This window comes from Marinilactibacillus kalidii, assembly GCF_017599325.1.
Taxonomy (GTDB): Bacteria; Bacillota; Bacilli; order Lactobacillales; family Carnobacteriaceae_A; genus Marinilactibacillus; species Marinilactibacillus kalidii.
Genome location: NZ_JAGFVM010000031.1, coordinates 92203 through 109945, shown reverse-complemented (window position 1 = coordinate 109945; position 17743 = coordinate 92203). Strand labels below are relative to the sequence as shown.

Genomic DNA, 17743 nt, shown 5'->3' with positions numbered 1-17743 from the left:
TTATTCTCCTTTCAAGAGATCAGTTGTTGTAGAATTTGTACAGCATTCAGCGCTGCACCTTTTAAAATATTATCACTGACTGTCCAGACGTGATAAGTATTGGGTAAACTATCATCTTTTCTGATACGTCCGACAAAAATGCCTTCTTTACCACCAGCCTGAAGCGGCATTGGATAAATCCCTTTTTCAGGTTCGTCTTCAAGTGTTACATAGGGACTGGCCTCAAATAATGATTGAATCGCTTTAACGCTTGTCTCTTCAGATAAAGTAACATTAATAGCTACAGCATGTGCACTGGTCACGGGTACTCTGACACAAGTTGCGGTTACAGGTAAAGTAGGTAGATTCAAAATTTTTCTTGTTTCTTCAATCATTTTTACTTCTTCTTTAGTGTAGCCGTCTTCTTGAAAAACATCAATTTGTGGCAGTACATTATTATAAATAGGGTGCGGATAGTTAACAGGGTCTTCTCCACGTTCACCACGCTTTAAATCCTCGATACCTTTCCAACCAGAGCCAGAAACAGACTGGTAAGTTGTATAGGCGATGCGTTCGATACCGAATGCATCCAATAAAATTTTCAGTGGACCAACTGATTGAATTGTTGAACAGTTTGGGTTCGCAATGATTTTTCGATTAGAAGATGGTGGATTTACTTCCGGAACGACTAAGGAGATTTCTGGATCCATTCTCCATGCACTCGAATTATCAATCACGACAGCACCGTGTTTTTCAAATAAAGGAGAGAAGGTCAAGCTTGTTTCTCCGCCAGCAGACATCAGTACGTAATCAAATGGACCAGCCGTTTTTTCAGTGGTCAGTTCTTCAACGACATGATTTTCTCCATTGAATGAAACCTGACTACCTGCAGATCGAGCCGAAGAGAAGAGTGTAAGGTTTGCTATAGGAATCTGTTTTTCTTCAAGTAAACGGAGCATGGTTTGACCGACTAACCCAGTTGCCCCGACAACAGCGATATTATACATCGTTTATTTCCTTTCTTTGAGCAGCATTATGGTTATAAATCGAATTTTTCACATAGTAATCTTGTTGCTTTTTCACCATTAGTCTCATCAATCACACAAGATACACTGATTTCTGAGGTGGTTACTTGATAGTAGGTGATGTTCGCATTGATAAGGGTTCTGAATATTTGAGATGCAACACCAGACATATCCCTCATACCAGCACCAATAACAGAGATTTTTGCATATGATTCAACGATATTTACAGATAAGTCCTTGTAATCAATTTTAAGTTTATCAAAGACTTGAACTAATTGGCGTTCATCTGAGTCTTTTGCTGTAAAAGAAAGTTGCATACCATCTTGGTTTCTAATTTGAGAGATCATATCAATGTTGATTTCTTCTTTTTCTAGTTCTACAAAAATATCATTTAGCAATTGTGCACCATTAGACGGGTCATTTAATGTTACGTGTGCCATATTTTTATCTAGGGCAACACCCGTTACGGCTTTTCTTTCAAGCATTTGTTCATTTGGCACGATCCAAGTTCCTTTCTCTGTAGAGAGTGTTTTACCGAGATAAAGTTTTATCCCATTATTATTTGCTAATTCTACACTTCTGGTTTCTAAGACACCAGCACCCAGGGCAGACATCTCCATCATTTCTTCATAAGAAATCTGATCCCAACGTTTGGCATCCGAGAATATCCTAGGATCCGTGCTGTAAACACCTGCAACATCCGTGTAGATTTCGCAAGTTGATTCTAAAGCAGCTGCTAAGGCTACTGCCGTTGTATCAGAACCGCCTCGACCGAGTGTCGTTAATTCGCCATCTTTATTAAATCCTTGGAAACCAGCAACTATGATGATTTTGTTTGTTTCAAAGAGTTGATCAAACAAAGCCGTTTTGATTGATGAGATCTTACTTTTCAAATGATGGCCGATTGTTTCGATTCCAGCTTGATAACCGGTAAGTGGCTTAGATTTCACGTCCATGTCATTTAACGTAATGGAGAGATAGGAGATGGTTTGTTGTTCACCAGTTGTCAGAAGCATTGCTAAGTCTTGTTCATTAGGCTTAGTGGTGATATGTCCAACGTTCGCTAGTAGGTCGTCCGTTGTTTTGCCCATAGCTGAGACTACAACGACTAATTCTTCTCCTAAATCCGTTCGTTTCTTAAGATATGTCGCAATTTCTTTTATTTTTGATAGATCCGCTACACTGGAGCCACCAAATTTCAATACGCTTCTTTTCATGGCGATCCTTTCTAAACTTAGTGAGACTGCCTTACACCGTTAAGTGTATACAAAAAGACAAGTCGAAGTACCGACTTGTCTTAAAGAATCTATATACAAGCGGAAGCACTCCGTAAAGTAGATCACCTATTCAATAAATTAGGTGGCTACTTATATTCATACGGCAGTCTGCATATTCTTCATATACAGCCCAACAGTCAATCTCACTGTAAAAGATTCACCATTTCGGCAGATTTCCCTTTCATTATCAAGAACTTACAGGTTCTATTGCTGATAAATACTTATGATTTCTGCGCCTCATCCAGTCATTCAATTTTATTGGTTTATTTGCATATAACCTTATCAAAAATACAATTAAATGTAAACAGAAATCTTTAAAAGAAGATGAGAGACTGGATTTATGTTGATTTTAAAAATTTAATAGAGTTTTTAATGAATAAAATCATAACGTATTGGTATACTAGAAGAGAAGTTAAAAGGAGGTTCTAATGATGAAACAATCTATTCAATTTCCAGATGGACGACAGGTTCTTAACTTAGGACAAGGGACATGGCGTTTAGGAGAAGATGCAGCAAAATATGATCAAGAAGTCGCTGCGCTTCGCTCTGGTATCGAGAGCGGCTTGACGTTAATCGATACAGCTGAGATGTATGGAGATGGTAAATCTGAAGAATTGGTGGGAGATGCGATTGCGGCATACCAGCGAGAAGATCTGTTTATTGTTTCTAAAGTCTACCCTCATCATGCGGGTAGATCGGCTATTTTCGATGCTTGCGAACAGACATTACAGCGTTTAGGTATAGACTCCCTTGATTTGTACTTACTTCATTGGCGTGGTAGTGTTCCTTTACAAGAAACAGTCGATTGTTTTGAAGAGTTGAAACAACAAGGTAAAATCAAAGGTTGGGGTGTTTCAAACTTTGACTTGGAAGATATGGAAGAATTATTATCTGTAAATGGGGGCGACCAGTGTCAGACCAATCAAGTCCTTTATCACTTAGCATCAAGAGGAACTGAAGTCGCTTTACAAGACTATTTAAAAGAAAGAAACATCCCAATGATGGCCTATTGTCCGGTTATCGGTCAGGAACCACAGCTTAAAGAGCGCGTATATAACGATCAAACGGTTCAAGCAATCGCAAAAGCACATGGGATTTCTATTATTCAACTATTACTGGCATTTGTCTTACAAAAAGAGAATATCATCGCGATTCCCAAAGCAAGCACTGAAAAACATGTTCAGCTGAATGCAGACATGCTGACGATGCAATTGACAGAAGAAGAAATCAAAAAATTAGATGCTGCTTTTCCAGTGCCTGATCATAGAGTCCCACTAAGTGTCCAGTAAACTTTTCTTATGATATTAAGGGAGGAAAATAAATGGAATTTGAAATGAAGTACGATACGCAAACGATGCCGAAGTCAACGGCTAAAGCGACAGGTATGAAGACGATCAAAGCCAAGATGGACAATGTCGGGGCTAGAATCGTAAAAGAAGATCTTGTTTATCAGCGGAAGAATGGACGAAATTTGAGAATTCGCATGGTGTATCCTAATACGCTAAAGCCGATTAAGCCGTTTCCTTTATTTATCCATATCCAAGGCTCTGCTTGGTTCGAGCAAGACCTTAATGGGACATGGAATTTAAAGATATCGTTACTGCAGGTTATGCGATGGCCATTATAGAATATGCGCCATTACCTGATGCAATTTTCCCTAGCCAAGTCGAAGATGCTAAGATGGCTGTAAGATATTTAGCGAAACACGCAGAAGAACTCGAGATTGATGTTGACCGTTTATTACTTTGTGGTGATTCCAGTGGAGGTCATACAGCCTTGATGGCATGGTCAACTTGGAACAAACCAGTACTAGATACGTCAGAAGTACCATTGCCAGAAATCAGAGGCTGCATCAATCTTTATGGCGTATATGATTTACTCACTATATACAATAAAGAATCAGGTGTAGATCACCGAAAACCCACTAGTCCAGATAGTTTGATTATTGGTGGTCGCTTACCAGAAGAGTATCCTGAAGTCGCTGAAAAAGCATCAGTTCCTTATTACATCAAGCAAGCAGAAGAATTAGTTCCTTTACTAATCATACATGGCAACAAAGACACGCTAGTTCCGTTTGAACAGAGTGTAGAACTGTATGAATTTTGTAAGGAGAAGGAAGTTCAAGCCACGTTTTACTGTGTAGATGGTGCAGATCATGGTGGACCAACCTTTTACACGGAAGAAGTTTCTCGTATTATGATTGACTTTATAGAAGCATGTATACAGTAGGTTACTATTAGAAGAATAGAAAGCGAGTAGAGTAGTAATGAATTGATGATTACTACTCTTTTATTTTGGTTTTTATAGGATTCTATTCTTTGGAGAAGGTAATATTTTGTTAGAAACGAGGGAAAAAGACCGTGAACTAGTATGGCGTACATTGATTAAGGTTCAGATCAGATAGGGTTAGAATGATATTAGCACCTTGTAGAATTAAAGATGCTCTCAGAAAACACGCAGTATATCGCCGGTAAATTGCTTGTCATTCCGCTAAGCGTATTACTAAAGATGCAATCAACAAATGGATTCAATTTTTTATTGAACAAAGCATTTGAATGTTTCCATTGGACAAATCGTAACAGCTGAAAGATATGAAGAATTTTATAATTGATTTTAATATTCGCAGTTTAGCTTTACTGACAGAACAAAATTATTATTCCTTAAGTATTTAATGTTATCGTAAACATGAATTAAAATTTTTTTGAGGTGATAGATATGAAATACCTTAAGCCAATCATTTTAAGCAGCTTCTTTTTGTTCATTATCTCGTGTATATTAATTAATCATTTTCTTGATCACTGGACCAATCCTGAAAATAAATTTAGAGCTAAAAATTCAAGTTATTCTGCGAATACTATAATAATAGATGATCATTTCAAATTTATATCTATCTCAGCAAATTACGCTTTTATTACATACAATGATCGTAAGGACATGAATACTTATACTAAATCTTACGGAAGAGAACTTGATGAATTCGCTTGGAATGATCATTATATTGTAGCAACTGGGCGGCATGATCATTCAGAAAACACGCCGTTAATGTATTATATAATCAATAAGGATACTACAGAATATGAAGTTTATGTAACTAAAGAAAACTTTGAAAATGATTTAAAGCGATTGGATGTTCACGTCGAACTCAAAGGTAGAGAGTATTACGATTGGTATGAATGATTAAGGAAGTGATTAAAATGTACATACTCAAAACAACTATTGAAGATGCTGCCCAAATTGCTAAGGTACAAGTTGATAGCTGGCAAAGTACATATAAAGGGATTGTTCCAGAAGAATTCCTAAATCAGATGAATTACGATTTATATACTGATAGATTTAAAAAATACTTTAGAGAACGTAAGCCAGTTAGTTACGTAGCAATAGCTAACGACGATATAATTGTAGGCTATGTAACAGCTGGTGAAAATCGATTGGACGATAAGTTATTCAAAGCATACGATTGTGAGCTACATGCGATTTATATTCTTAAAACTTATCAAGGCAAACAACTGGGTAAAAAGTTAATTAAAGCTTGTATAAATGAATTGTTGGAACGCAATCATCAAAAAATGCTTGTTCAAGTATTATCGGATAATCCAGCCACAAAATTCTACGAAAAACTTGGTGGTCGATATTTGGAATCTAAACAATTAATGGTACATGATGATTCGTTAGAAGAAGCAATTTACGGTTGGAATAATATTTCAATGATCTAATTTTATACTTAATCAATCGGTCTAAATTGAATTTCAATTGGAATTCAATTTAGACCGATTGAGAAGCGGACTCATTTCATATAATCTACTTTGTATAATATATATTATGTAAACTAAATTAAAAAAATAGTCTATTAATGAATAGACTATTTAGAATTCATTTAATTCAATTATTTTGTATTTTAGATAAAAAATAATTAAATAGCCTCTTACCTTTAATTTTAATTATTTGCAATTTAGCACTTAGCCTAGAATGAACAAACTTTGATATCAATCAATCAATAATTTATTTCGAAATATTGATAAATATTGATTACGTATAAGCTTTAGTTTTTCTAATTAGCGATTTACAGGCTACTAAGTATTTTATAACAGCAATATCACTTAAAAATATCACTTAAAATTTTCGTTATTGAAATTAAATTGTTTTACTTTAAAAGATTTACTATTATAGAATAAATTGATTTTAATGATTCAGATTTGTTCTTAATTTATATATATGTTGTTCAAATCTTGAATAATCATGGCACATATAATTGCATATAATTACTGATAAATTTGACCAAATAACAAAGGTATATATAAATTTCGTTGAGATTATCTGAACTTTTTCCAGCTTTTAAGCTAAGATACTGCACAGCTCTAACTTCGTAAATCTCTAAGTTTCACATATAAATGTTTACCATAAAATACGAAAGAAACTCCAATTCCGATAAATCCAACGTACAATAAAAATCTACCTAATGGATAATTAAATGCAACTTCTTGTTGAAGTCGAATGATGTCTTCTCTATTTATTTCATTAGCGTCTTGCATAGGTATCAATACTGCCCATAAACAGTATCCTATTATCAATGTTACTACTGACGTTACCAGTATAAAATTTGCTATTTTAAGTTTTTTCATACCCTTCATATCCCGCCCTTCATTAATCCTAAATGATTGGATTTAAAAAAAGATTAAGTTTCTTAAAGTCCTTTCCGTTATAAGTAAGTTAGTCTTTACTCATTAATCATTTTGTTCCTCTCCTCTACCTCCTTCTTCCCTCTTTTCTAAACGAAAAATTTTAATGTATGTAATAAAAAAGCTGAAGCGGAAAGTATCTTTACCTAGATACTTTCCGCTTCAGCTTTTTAAAACAATTTGATTGAGCTTATTGGAAAGATATTAGTTCAAGTTTCCTTTTAAGTGAATGCTAATTTGATGTCCAATAAAATATAGTAAGCTACCGCCAATAACCGATAAATGCATAACGAAGTGGCTAGCAGTCGCATTACTAAAGAAGACCAGTAATATAAGTATTAAACTATACATAATCTGTCCAAACCGTATTTTTTTAGGATCTGCCTGATTGTTTTTATCGTCGTTGGCTTTTTCTATTTTTAGAAACTTAGAAAAGAATGCAAATACAATGGAGGCTATCACCATTAGTACAAACAATGGTTTAATCTGATCTAATGTATTGAATGTAAAGTAATCAAAATAAAGAAGTTGTATGATATACAACACAGTACTCAAAATGCCAACGATTATTGCAGTTTTTTTTCGTTCCCTAATATTGTAAAGACCTACTGTAGTTATAGCTAAAATGATTAAAAACAGACTATTTTCATTGCTAATTGAAAGATAGATTGTGAAACTAAGTGCCACTATCAGATCAATTATAGTCAACGCTTTTCCTGAAATACCATTAATCACTCTAAGAATCAAAAGCACCCAAGCGATTAATAGAAACTGCGATTCCCCCGTAAAAAAGTAATGTAAAAGAGATAAAGCAGCCGCAATAAATGCTGAATAGTTGTTTGCCGGATCAACTTCTCTAGTCAGAGCCCACGCCAGAAATACGCCTATGCCTAGAGTAAAACCAGTGCCCATTTCTCCGGAAATCGCCCACCCTACAGCAAATGTTGTGAGTGTAAAAAGGACGATGATTATATTCGTTTTATACCCTAAATCAATTTTTCTGCCTAATGTAAAAATAGAATCATCCCTTTTTCTATAGTTTCTATTAGTTGCCCCCCTTCTTCTCTCCTCTACTTTAAAATAAAAAGAAGGAGGGCATACGAATAGAAATAAGATAGTTGTATAGTTAGTTTAGCATATTCATTTCATAAATGCCCTTCGTTCGCCCACTACGATCATGCTATATTCCATAAAAAAGACGACCTCTATATGGAGGTCGTCAAGATTCAGTTAATTAATAAAGTTCAATCACTTTATCAAATAGCGCTTTTTCTTTTTCAATTTGAGCTTTATTTCCTATAACAACAACGGTACTTTTTTCCAGTACTTTTCTGTAATCATCTGCTAGTGCAACTAAATCATTGGACGTAGTTGAGAGAATCTCTTCTTTCAATTGTTTGATATCTGCTTGTTTCAAGCCTCTGTTCATACGCTCATAGGCAATCAACCCTTTACTGAAAGCAGAATTTGGTTGTTCTAGTGGGCTCATTGTCCCAATGATGTACTTAACCAGTTCAGATTCAGATAAAGTCAGTTTTTCAATAAAACTTGGTAACTGTTGATAAATATTTAATGTTTTACTGATGTTAGGATCTCGATATGAACCCAGTGCAAAGTTACCATTTCTACGGTGATTATACAGCGAGCCATATGCGCCACCTTTTACGCGAATTTCATTCCATAGATAATCAAACCTAAAGACAGTTCCAAGTACGCTCGTAGAGCCAGTAAATGGTATAATCCCAGTCGCATCTGCTGCTGTACTGACATAGTTTACGTCTTGAGCAGTAACATAGGCTTCTTTAATCAGCGAACCTGCTTCAAATACTGTTTTTTCACCCATATCATTATCAGAAATAGCTGAAAAGGCTGTTTCAAGTTGGGCTTTAATCGGTGCTACACGCTCACTTTCCCCTACATAAAGAACGGTCATGCGTTTCTTGTTTAGTATCTTCGCTAACAGTACCTGTAATTGCTCAGCTAATTCATTAACTTCCCCAGCTTTTAAATCATCACGAATAGATTTTAAATGACCGAATTGATCTATACCGCCAGCTAGTTCATTTAATTTAGAAGATGGCTTAATTTGACTCAACGCTCTATTCGCTGCTAGAACATGTGCTCGATAGTTGATAGCATTTTCGAAATTAGAAATAGAACGTTGCGTGATTTTTAGCATCTCAGCCTTATCTGTAAACGCAGTGTGTGCCATGATTTCATGCATCAACTCAATGACTTTCTCAGAGAAATCGGCCAAACCCTTCCCTCTTATGACAAATTGAGGTTTCAGTTCGCCTTCTAGGTTTTCAAAGATATCCATTGTTGCGTAGATACCACCTGTGTGCAAATCACTTTGTCTTTGAAGTGTCGCCACATCATAGTTTTTCGTTCCTAGTCTGCTAAGAAGTTTACTCAAGTAACCTAGTAATGGATAGTCTTCTTGTTTGAAATCACTCATATCGAAATACAGGTTGATGTAGTCAATACCAGAAGTAAACTGATCAGCATGATAAAAACGCGTATTTTCAAAAATTGTAGAGGCTTCTAACGGGTAATTTTCTACTTCAGTATTTAAATCTTCTCTCGTTAACGTCGGGATTTTCGCTAGATCTTCAGGACTATCTGGTGTCTCTTGGCGTTTGATCAAAGCTTTTGTTTTCGTTACGATCGCTTCAATGTCTTCTTCAGACATTTCTGCTTTATAGGCTTGTAACTTCTCTAAAGTCTCAGCTTCTAGCTTATCGTTCTTACCTGGTTCAGCTGTTAAGGTTACTTCAACTCGAATAGGGTTATTCAGTATTTTATCTGTAATCAATTTCTCGAAGTAGCCATTATCAGCTTGTTCTCTCAATTGATCCAAATAGGTTGAGAATGACAAATAGACGAAAGGATCTTTTTCGTATAACCAAGTACTTAATGAGCGTATAGCATAGATGACCCCTCTAGGATTGTCTTCTGAAATAGCAGCCTCTTTAGTCTGGAACGTGATTTTGTTTAAAGCACCTTCGATTAATTCTTTATTGATACCGTCTTTAGCGAGTGTAGATAAGGTTTCTTCGACCACTTGTTTGAGTTTATCCATTTTGCTAGCATCTGCATATTTAGACAAAATAGTAAAAGCTGTTGGAAAGCCGATATCATCTACATCTCCATCGATATCGCCACCGATTTCTGCATCCAGTAAGGCTTTTTTAAGTGGCGCCTGGTTACTACCAAATAAAATCTCTTGTAAGACTTCTAAGCCATATTTATCTAATGGATTATCTTGAGAAGCAACATGCCATCCTAAAGCCAAGAAATCTTTTCCTTCAGGTGTATCGCCCTCAGTAATAGAGTAAGTACCTTCATAGACCTTTTGGGCAGGTTCAGAAACTTCAATCGATAAATCAACCGGCTCTTTTTTCCCCATTCCATCAAAGTAAGCTTCTAGGGAAGCAAAAGCTTCATCAATATCTAAATCCCCGTATAAGATTGTCAATGAATTGCTTGGGTGATAATAATTTTCATGAAATTCAACGAATTCTTTATGTGTAAGACTTGGAATCGCTTGTGGCTCTCCGCCAGATTCGTAGCTATAAATGCTTTCGGGATATAAATGGCTAATCAAGCTTTGGTACACTTGTCGTTCAGGAGAAGCCGTTGCACCTTTCATCTCGTTATAAACAACGCCTTTATAGATCAACTCATCTTCTGCATCTTCTAAATGATAGTGCCAACCTTCTTGTTCCAAAATCTGTTCATCTGTATAAAGATTCGGTTTGAATACAGCATCCAAATAAACACCCATCAAGTGTTTAAAATCTTTTTGATTGGTTGAAGCAACAGGATAGATGGTTTTATCAGAAAAAGTCATCGCATTAACAAAGGTATTTAAAGACCCTTTGATTAATTCAACAAACGGTTCTTTCGAAGGGTATTTTTCAGAACCGTTCAAGACTGAATGTTCCAAAATATGCGCAATCCCATTATCATTGTAAGGTGGTGTTTTAAATCCAATTGTAAAGGACTTATTTGGGTCATCATTTTTTAAATAAAGGACCTTAGCCCCCGTTTCTTCGTGTTCATATAATGTACCAACTGACTGAATATCTGTCAGTTCTTTCGTTTCTAGTGATTGAAAGCTCATAAAAGTTGACTCTCCTCTGTATACGTATTATTTCTATATCAATTCTAACACTATTTATTAAAAACCAGAATCATTATTTACTGGGTTAGTTGTCTGAACGGAGAAGACAATAGCCATCGTCTCTATTCATCCTTTTCTTTAATTAATGATATTCCTTGAAAGTCCACTAACTGACAAGCTTCGTCAAACATTTCAGCATCAAATGTAAGGCCCTGTTCACGAGCAAGTAGCAAAGCATGTTTTCTGACATCATGATTTAATGCTTGAATGGTATCAGCAAGTGTTTTTTCTCCATTTAAACGGCAAGCTCGTATAGAAGCTGTTTGTTCAACGGTGAATCGACTATGCGGTCCTTCATACTTACTCCAATCTCCTAAACTGTTCGGTTCTTGTTTTGCCAGTAAGCGATAAAGCGAGAGTAGGATATGTTTCATATGCAATAGGCATTGCTCAACAAAAAGCATTGCTCCTCTCTGACCTTTTCTGTAACCCTCATGAAGATAAGCGATATACTTATTCATTAGTTGGTTAAACAGCTCTTGAGTAGGTTCAAATACTAACGTCTTAGAATGGTCTTTAATTTTAGCAAGATACTGATCGTGGGTATCTTTGATAATGGTTATACGATTCAACCATGTACTTGCTATGACCTCTTCTTTCTTATAGGCAAAGAGGTCTAATTTGAAGAACGCCTTAAAATGGACGACAGTGTACGTTCTCGATAGGTTTTCAACGAATAGGATATCGGGCTGTGAAGCTACGAATGCTTCCAGATATGAACGCCTATCTACTAAATCTGATACTATGATTCTCAAATCGATATCAGAATAATCATCTGCTGTTCCATTTGCCAGTGATCCGCCTAAAAAGATGGCTTGGATATCAACTGACTCTTTTAGTTGTTGTAACAATGCTTCTAAATATCGCGTTCGTTCATCCATCTAATCCCAACCTTATAAAGAAATCTTTTGAATTACACTAAGAATCGACTATGAAAGTCTCTATCTACTCTAATGAAGTCCTTATCAGCCAGACTTGTTCCATATACTTTTAGTCCTGGCGCAAATTTTTCTTGTCTAACAGTAATGCGTCTTGATTCTCCCGACGTATAAGTCAGACCAATACAAGCAATGGTTTCGTCGAAGTCTAACACAGCAATTTCACTTTGTGGTAACTGACTATGCACGCCACCGATCAAAGCGGTCAAATGTTGGATGCCTTTTTCATGATAAGCTTTGAGTTGATCTACTTCCATTTTGGTGAAAGAAAAGTCCCACCGTTTGACCTTGGTCCCGTTATGATCTGGTGTCGATCGGTATTTCATCAATACAATCTGCTCAGTATCAGCGCCTTGAGATTGCAATCGATAAAACAAACCATCTTCCGTCGTTTTGATCAGTACCGGTATCGTACCAGCTTTTGTCAATTTAGATAAAAAAGCCCCATAATAAAAATCTTCTTTATTTACATTTCCCATATTATTCACTCTCTTATTTCATATTCGGTATTGCGCGGTCGAATAACCGCTCTTTAAACAAAGAAAATAAGAACTCAGTAGGATTGATGACGATATCAATCCTACTGAGTTCTATTGCTGATTTATTCATGCGTGTCTTTGTAATCAACTGTATGAATCGTTAATGTTTCAGCGCCCTTTGTTAGCTTGGATACAGGACACCGTTTTTCAGCGGATAAAATGATTTGTGTGGCTTCTTCTAAAGACAGATTTTCAATACTAGCGTAAATGTCGACATTAAAGTAAAAACCAATACCGTTCTGTTCACGTTTCAATTGAATGTTACTCGTTACCTGACTTTTATTAGAAGCACCTCTTGCTTTTAATAATGACTGTATGGTCGCATTCAGACAAGTCGTTATGGCTAGACCAAACAATTCCTCTGGATTTGTACCAGGTGCTTGTGTGGTTGGACTAGATGTAATAACACGAAGTCCTGTTGGCTCATCCACGTAGGCTACACCATCTACGCCTTCATTATTGACTACAGTTGTTTCAAAAAGTGGTTTATCCATCATTTATCCCTCTATGCTTTTCTAGGTGTTAGATCGATTCCTTCCATCTTCTCTAGCTCTGGTAAGAGCGCACGTAAGATGCGACCACCGAATATAAAGACATCCATCACTGGTCGAACGTCTTCGCTGGTAATGCCTAAGAAACGCATGAAAATCTCCCCATCACCTGATACTAAGAAACGATAGTAGCCAGATCTCATCGCATTTAATTCATTTAACGCGGCTAGAATGTCGGGTAATTTATTGCGGTCTGTTACATAACCGATTTTGTTGTAAGTAATTTGGTAATTAACGCGTTCAACTGATGCATCGTGAATAATAACGGCACAGCCAACTGGTTTATCTTTTGTTACGCGTAACGCAGATTGGAAAAGAATCTGCTTTTGTTCTGTTGTTTCTCCATCTTTGTTGCGAACTGGTGCTGGAACTTCTTTCGTTTTGAATTGAATCTGTTTTTCTTCAGCTAGTGCTTTGAAATTGTCAGTAATTGTACTCATCAAAATCCTCCAGTAGTTTCATTTCGTGTTTTCATTAAATTCTCACTTTCAATTATAACGTAGATTGCGCTTTATTAACAGAGTAGTTCACTAATTATTGTAAACGAATGATTCATTTCTTTATATCAAGCAGAAGATCTATGCTCCAAAAGCAATTTTTTGTACAGAGAATAGATACTTGCCTCTGCAATAGCTATTTAAGAGGAGTTTAGTTTTTTCCTAAAAAAATTAAAAGGCTTTCTTTGAATCTTATTGGATCATCGAGATTAGGAAGATGGGTTGCGTCAGGGAAAATAATCCTTTCAGTAGCTTGAGCGCTTTTATGAATCTGTTCACCTATCTCAAGGAAATCTGGGACATCTTTTGCGCCATTTATGATAAGCATCGGCATCGTTAACTGATTTAATTGCTGAAGACTATTTTCAACAAGAGAACACTCTTCTACCTCGTCGTTAATGAGTGATAAATTGTCTTTGATCATCCTTCTTATAAAAGAATGATGGTGCCTTATTTGTTCTAGGGGACGGTTCCTCACGAACCAGAACTGATCGATCAAGCCCAGCAATGATGCTGAATCATCCAAACTCTCTTCTATTTCTTCATAATCACTGAGCTCCATCGAATCTGTCCAGCCACTCACAGCTGGAGATACTAGCATCAACCGTTCAATTTTCTCTGGATAAAGCAGTGCGTAATCAAGTGCAACTTTACCTCCAAATGAAGCAGCCATTATCGTCACTTTCTTTAACTGAAAATGCTCGATGACGGAAGCAATTACTTGTACGTAATCTATTGTCTGCCCAGTAATTTCACTATTTCCATAACCTGGTAAATCAATATTGATGACACAAGCTTGTTTTTTCAAATACTGCATTTCATTCTCCCACATTCTTCTATCCACTATACCAGCATGAAGAAGTAAGATGACCTCTCCTTCTCCTGCTTTATCGAGTGAGAGGGTAAACGTTTCAGTAGTTATGTATGATTCCAACATCTTGACCTCCTATTTATTTTTCTATAGTATACGCTATTGATAACAAAAAAACCTACCATCTCTATACCGAGATGGTAGGTTTTAAGAAGGTACTTGTCTGAATTAACGACGAGAACGTTCTTGAATACGTGCAGCTTTACCACGTAAGTTACGTAGGTAGTACAATTTAGCACGACGTACACGTCCTTGACGAGTCACTTCGATTTCTGCAACACGTGGTGAGTGTAATGGGAAAGTACGCTCAACGCCTACTCCGTTCGATACTTTACGAACAGTGTACATTTCGCTGATGCCTTGACCACGACGACCAATCACGACGCCTTCAAAAATCTGGATACGCTCACGAGTACCCTCTACGATACGTGCGTGAACACGAACAGTATCTCCAGGACGGAAGTCAGGAAGATCACTACGTAGTTGTTCTTTAGTGATGTTTTGAATTAATGGATTCATTTTAACTACTCCTTTCGCGCAATACTCATAAGAGCCTGTCTCAGCGGAATATTGTCAAATACAAGTGGTTGCCCACTCGACTATTAACTCTAACATAATATCTTTAAGCTGTAAAGGTTATTTACTTGATTTTCTGAAATTCTCTATTGATTATTGTTATCTGGCGCACCTGACCATTCTGAAATCCATTGTATTTCCTGAGGCGTTAAGCTTCGCTTTTCGAGCATATCAGGGCGTCTTTGGAAAGTTCTTTTTAGGGATTCTTTATGACGCCATTCTTCTATAAGCTTATGGTTTCCATTCATTAAAACAGGTGGAACAGCCATACCTTTATACTCTGCAGGTCGTGTGTAATGCGGGTGTTCTAACAATCCACTCGAATGCGAATCTGTTTCAGCAGAGACTTCATTCCCCAAAACACCTGGAATCAAACGAACAGCAGCGTCCATCATGACCATAGACGCTAATTCACCACCTGTGAGCACATAATCACCTAAGGAGACCTCATCCGTTACAAGACTACGAATCCGTTCGTCATAGCCTTCGTAATGTCCACAGATAAAAACCAAGTGCTCTTCTTTTGAAAATTCTTCGGCCATTTTTTGATCAAATGGTTTACCCGCAGGATCCATCAAAATAATTCTTTTTTTAGTCATTGGTTCTCTTTGTTCGATTTCTTCAATAGATTGAAAAATGGGCTCTGGTTTTAAAAGCATGCCCGCACCACCACCATACGGTGTATCATCGACATGTTGATGTTTACCATCACCGAAGCGTCTAAAGTTTACTTTGTTCACTTCTAGTAGTTCCTTATCGATCGCGCGTTTCATGATAGAATGATTGAGTGGACCATCAAACATCTCAGGAAACAATGTAACGACATCTATTTTCATTCATCTAACCCTTCCATCACATGGACTGTTACTTGCTGATTTTCGATATCAACGTTTAAGATCACTGATTCGATATAAGGTAAAAGTAAATCCTTTTTGTTGGGTCTCTGAACGATCCATACATCATTTGCACCAGTGGATAATACCTCTTTGATTTTACCCAACTGTTCACCTGATTCGTCAACTACCGCACATCCAACGATCTCATGTAAGTAAAATTCGTTTTCTTCAAGTTCCAATAACTGGTTGTCGCCTACTTTCAATGTGCCGCCTACCAAACGCTCAACATCATTGATAGATGGGAAGTCTTCAAAAGCAACCAGGTCGAAGTTTTTATGGACCCGATGTGTGCGGACAGTCAAATCAAGTTGTTCCTCGTCTTTAAACCAGCTTAAAGGTGCCCCAGCATAATAGCGATCTTCAGGGTTACTAGTCACAGAGATGACACGCACCTCACCTTTTAAACCATGTGTATTGACGATTTTTCCTACATCATAAAATTCCATTATCCTTCTCCTATACCGTGATTTATTATATAATACAACAAAATGAGGATGTTCTCCTCAGAGGCATCCCCATTCACTATGAACCTTCAAATGTTTTACATGGATTGTTAAAACTAACGTCTAAATAATAGTATACTTATTGATAGATAATTGTATTAATCTACAATTGTTAAACGCACACGTTTTGGCCCGTCAAATTGGATACTATAGACAATCGCACGAATCGCTTTAGCAATTCGCCCTTTCTTTCCAATCACACGACCGACATCATCAGGATGAACCGACAATAAATATTCATGAAAATCATCGGTGTCTTGCAAATCAAGCTTGACATCATCTGGATGACTGACTAACGGATTGACAATTGTAAAAATCAATTCTCTCATTTTCTGATCAGTCATAGTACCATCCTCTTTTATGTAGGATCACTTACCTGATTAGCATGAACCAGGCAAGTGCATTTGTTCATTATTTGCTTCTTTTCTCGTCGTGGAATTTTTTCATAATTCCTTCTTTAGAAAGAAGATTTTTAACTGTATCAGATGGTTTAGCGCCATCTCTTAGCCATTTTAAAACGAGTTCTTCGTTTACGTCCACTTTAGCTGGTTCTGAAACTGGGTTATAAGTCCCAACAGCTTCAATAATACGACCATCACGTGGAGCACGAGAATCCGCAACAACTAAACGGTAAAAAGGTTTTCTTTTAGAACCCATACGTTTCATACGAATTTTTACTGCCATGTTTTACTTGCACCTCCTGTAGTATCCAGCATCGGTCTAGCGTATTTACGCTTTGACTTTGCCTTCTCTCAATCTCACGAGTCTTATCATATCATGGTTACCAAACCTTGTAAAGTGTTTTTTCTTTACAGAAAAAATTATCTTATAAAAACTACTAACTAAAGGAGTATATTGTATGAGTATCGAAGACCAAGATTATCTTACACGACAAATTCAAATGATTACTAAAAGTATAGGTAAGTTCTTAGATCTATTTTCTATAAAAGAAATCATAGAATCTAATTATAATCTAGCAGGGGAGATGTCAGATAGTAAAATAGAAACAATTGTATATATGACAAGAATCGAGGATATTCAATTCTCCAAGAATTTGTCGTTAGAAGAACTGAGTCAAGAAATTGGAATCAACCAAAATCGATTATCTGTCCTGATTAATAATGAAGATTCTGCTGACGAGCAAGAGTTAGCAAAACTGTTAGCTTATCTTGAAAAACATGAATAAAAAAACGCAAAGACAAACGGATTAGTCGTTTGTCTTTGCGTTT

General features: G+C 36.5%; 21 protein-coding genes and 1 riboswitch. Of the genes, 6 read left to right on the top strand and 15 right to left on the bottom strand.

Going from position 1 to position 17743, the window contains the following annotated elements:
- Nucleotides 1-11: 11 nt before the first annotated feature.
- Together J5J05_RS08170 and J5J05_RS08165 are read right to left on the bottom strand one after the other, a co-directional pair.
- Nucleotides 12-986: an aspartate-semialdehyde dehydrogenase gene (locus J5J05_RS08170; RefSeq protein ID WP_208560195.1), complete on the bottom strand. Its 975-nt coding sequence runs from the start codon at nucleotides 984-986 to the stop codon at nucleotides 12-14.
- Between the two features lie 32 nt (nucleotides 987-1018).
- Nucleotides 1019-2221, bottom strand: coding sequence for an aspartate kinase (locus J5J05_RS08165; RefSeq protein WP_208560194.1), 1203 nt, complete (start codon nucleotides 2219-2221; stop codon nucleotides 1019-1021).
- 95 nt (nucleotides 2222-2316) lie between these two features.
- Nucleotides 2317-2530: riboswitch (Lysine riboswitch) on the bottom strand.
- Between the two features lie 182 nt (nucleotides 2531-2712).
- On the opposite strand from J5J05_RS08165, the gene J5J05_RS08160 reads away from it, so the two are divergent.
- The 5 genes from J5J05_RS08160 (at nucleotide 2713) to J5J05_RS08140 (ending at nucleotide 5994) form a co-directional block, all read left to right on the top strand.
- Nucleotides 2713-3570 (top strand): aldo/keto reductase, encoded by an 858-nt coding sequence (locus tag J5J05_RS08160; RefSeq protein ID WP_244244674.1) that lies wholly within the window; start codon nucleotides 2713-2715, stop codon nucleotides 3568-3570.
- Between the two features lie 32 nt (nucleotides 3571-3602).
- Entirely contained in the window at nucleotides 3603-3908 is a 306-nt protein-coding gene (locus tag J5J05_RS08155) for a hypothetical protein (protein ID WP_208560192.1), read from the top strand.
- Nucleotides 3860-4510, top strand: coding sequence for an alpha/beta hydrolase (locus tag J5J05_RS08150; protein WP_208560191.1), 651 nt, complete (start codon nucleotides 3860-3862; stop codon nucleotides 4508-4510). Before J5J05_RS08155 ends, J5J05_RS08150 begins: the two co-directional genes overlap by 49 nt.
- A gap of 705 nt (nucleotides 4511-5215) precedes the next feature.
- The gene (locus tag J5J05_RS12760) at nucleotides 5216-5458 is read left to right on the top strand and encodes a hypothetical protein (RefSeq protein WP_244244673.1); all 243 of its coding nucleotides are present in this window, start codon (nucleotides 5216-5218) and stop codon (nucleotides 5456-5458) included.
- 17 nt (nucleotides 5459-5475) lie between these two features.
- Entirely contained in the window at nucleotides 5476-5994 is a 519-nt protein-coding gene (locus J5J05_RS08140; protein ID WP_208560189.1) for a GNAT family N-acetyltransferase, read from the top strand.
- A gap of 642 nt (nucleotides 5995-6636) precedes the next feature.
- Here J5J05_RS08140 and J5J05_RS08135 read toward each other — a convergent pair.
- The 13 genes from J5J05_RS08135 to rpsP form a co-directional block, all read right to left on the bottom strand.
- A complete protein-coding gene (locus J5J05_RS08135) occupies nucleotides 6637-6900 on the bottom strand; it encodes a hypothetical protein (RefSeq protein WP_208560188.1) in 264 nt (87 codons plus the stop codon).
- Between the two features lie 261 nt (nucleotides 6901-7161).
- Nucleotides 7162-7869 (bottom strand): hypothetical protein, encoded by a 708-nt coding sequence (locus tag J5J05_RS08130; protein ID WP_208560187.1) that lies wholly within the window; start codon nucleotides 7867-7869, stop codon nucleotides 7162-7164.
- 322 nt (nucleotides 7870-8191) lie between these two features.
- The gene (locus J5J05_RS08125) at nucleotides 8192-11083 is read right to left on the bottom strand and encodes an insulinase family protein (protein WP_208560186.1); all 2892 of its coding nucleotides are present in this window, start codon (nucleotides 11081-11083) and stop codon (nucleotides 8192-8194) included.
- A 122-nt stretch (nucleotides 11084-11205) separates the two neighbouring features.
- Nucleotides 11206-12024: a nucleotidyltransferase domain-containing protein gene (locus J5J05_RS08120; protein WP_208560185.1), complete on the bottom strand. Its 819-nt coding sequence runs from the start codon at nucleotides 12022-12024 to the stop codon at nucleotides 11206-11208.
- A 32-nt stretch (nucleotides 12025-12056) separates the two neighbouring features.
- Nucleotides 12057-12560, bottom strand: coding sequence for a hypothetical protein (locus tag J5J05_RS08115; protein ID WP_208560184.1), 504 nt, complete (start codon nucleotides 12558-12560; stop codon nucleotides 12057-12059).
- Between the two features lie 122 nt (nucleotides 12561-12682).
- Nucleotides 12683-13114 (bottom strand): OsmC family protein, encoded by a 432-nt coding sequence (locus J5J05_RS08110; RefSeq protein WP_244244672.1) that lies wholly within the window; start codon nucleotides 13112-13114, stop codon nucleotides 12683-12685.
- Nucleotides 13115-13125: 11 nt separating this feature from the next.
- Entirely contained in the window at nucleotides 13126-13611 is a 486-nt protein-coding gene (locus J5J05_RS08105; protein ID WP_208560182.1) for a hypothetical protein, read from the bottom strand.
- A gap of 208 nt (nucleotides 13612-13819) precedes the next feature.
- Nucleotides 13820-14605, bottom strand: coding sequence for an alpha/beta fold hydrolase (locus J5J05_RS08100; RefSeq protein ID WP_208560181.1), 786 nt, complete (start codon nucleotides 14603-14605; stop codon nucleotides 13820-13822).
- A 102-nt stretch (nucleotides 14606-14707) separates the two neighbouring features.
- Entirely contained in the window at nucleotides 14708-15058 is a 351-nt protein-coding gene (gene rplS / locus J5J05_RS08095; RefSeq protein ID WP_208560180.1) for a 50S ribosomal protein L19, read from the bottom strand.
- Between the two features lie 143 nt (nucleotides 15059-15201).
- Nucleotides 15202-15951: a tRNA (guanosine(37)-N1)-methyltransferase TrmD gene (gene trmD / locus J5J05_RS08090; RefSeq protein ID WP_208560179.1), complete on the bottom strand. Its 750-nt coding sequence runs from the start codon at nucleotides 15949-15951 to the stop codon at nucleotides 15202-15204.
- A complete protein-coding gene (gene rimM, locus J5J05_RS08085) occupies nucleotides 15948-16460 on the bottom strand; it encodes a ribosome maturation factor RimM (RefSeq protein ID WP_208560211.1) in 513 nt (170 codons plus the stop codon). Before rimM ends, trmD begins: the two co-directional genes overlap by 4 nt.
- A gap of 152 nt (nucleotides 16461-16612) precedes the next feature.
- Nucleotides 16613-16858: a KH domain-containing protein gene (locus tag J5J05_RS08080; RefSeq protein WP_208560178.1), complete on the bottom strand. Its 246-nt coding sequence runs from the start codon at nucleotides 16856-16858 to the stop codon at nucleotides 16613-16615.
- A 67-nt stretch (nucleotides 16859-16925) separates the two neighbouring features.
- The gene (rpsP, locus tag J5J05_RS08075; RefSeq protein ID WP_208560177.1) at nucleotides 16926-17198 is read right to left on the bottom strand and encodes a 30S ribosomal protein S16; all 273 of its coding nucleotides are present in this window, start codon (nucleotides 17196-17198) and stop codon (nucleotides 16926-16928) included.
- Between the two features lie 175 nt (nucleotides 17199-17373).
- Here rpsP and J5J05_RS08070 point away from each other — a divergent pair, with 175 nt between their 5' ends.
- Nucleotides 17374-17700 carry a helix-turn-helix domain-containing protein gene (locus J5J05_RS08070; RefSeq protein WP_208560176.1) on the top strand — a complete coding sequence of 109 codons (327 nt, stop codon included), beginning with the start codon at nucleotides 17374-17376 and terminating at the stop codon, nucleotides 17698-17700.
- Nucleotides 17701-17743: the final 43 nt, after the last annotated feature.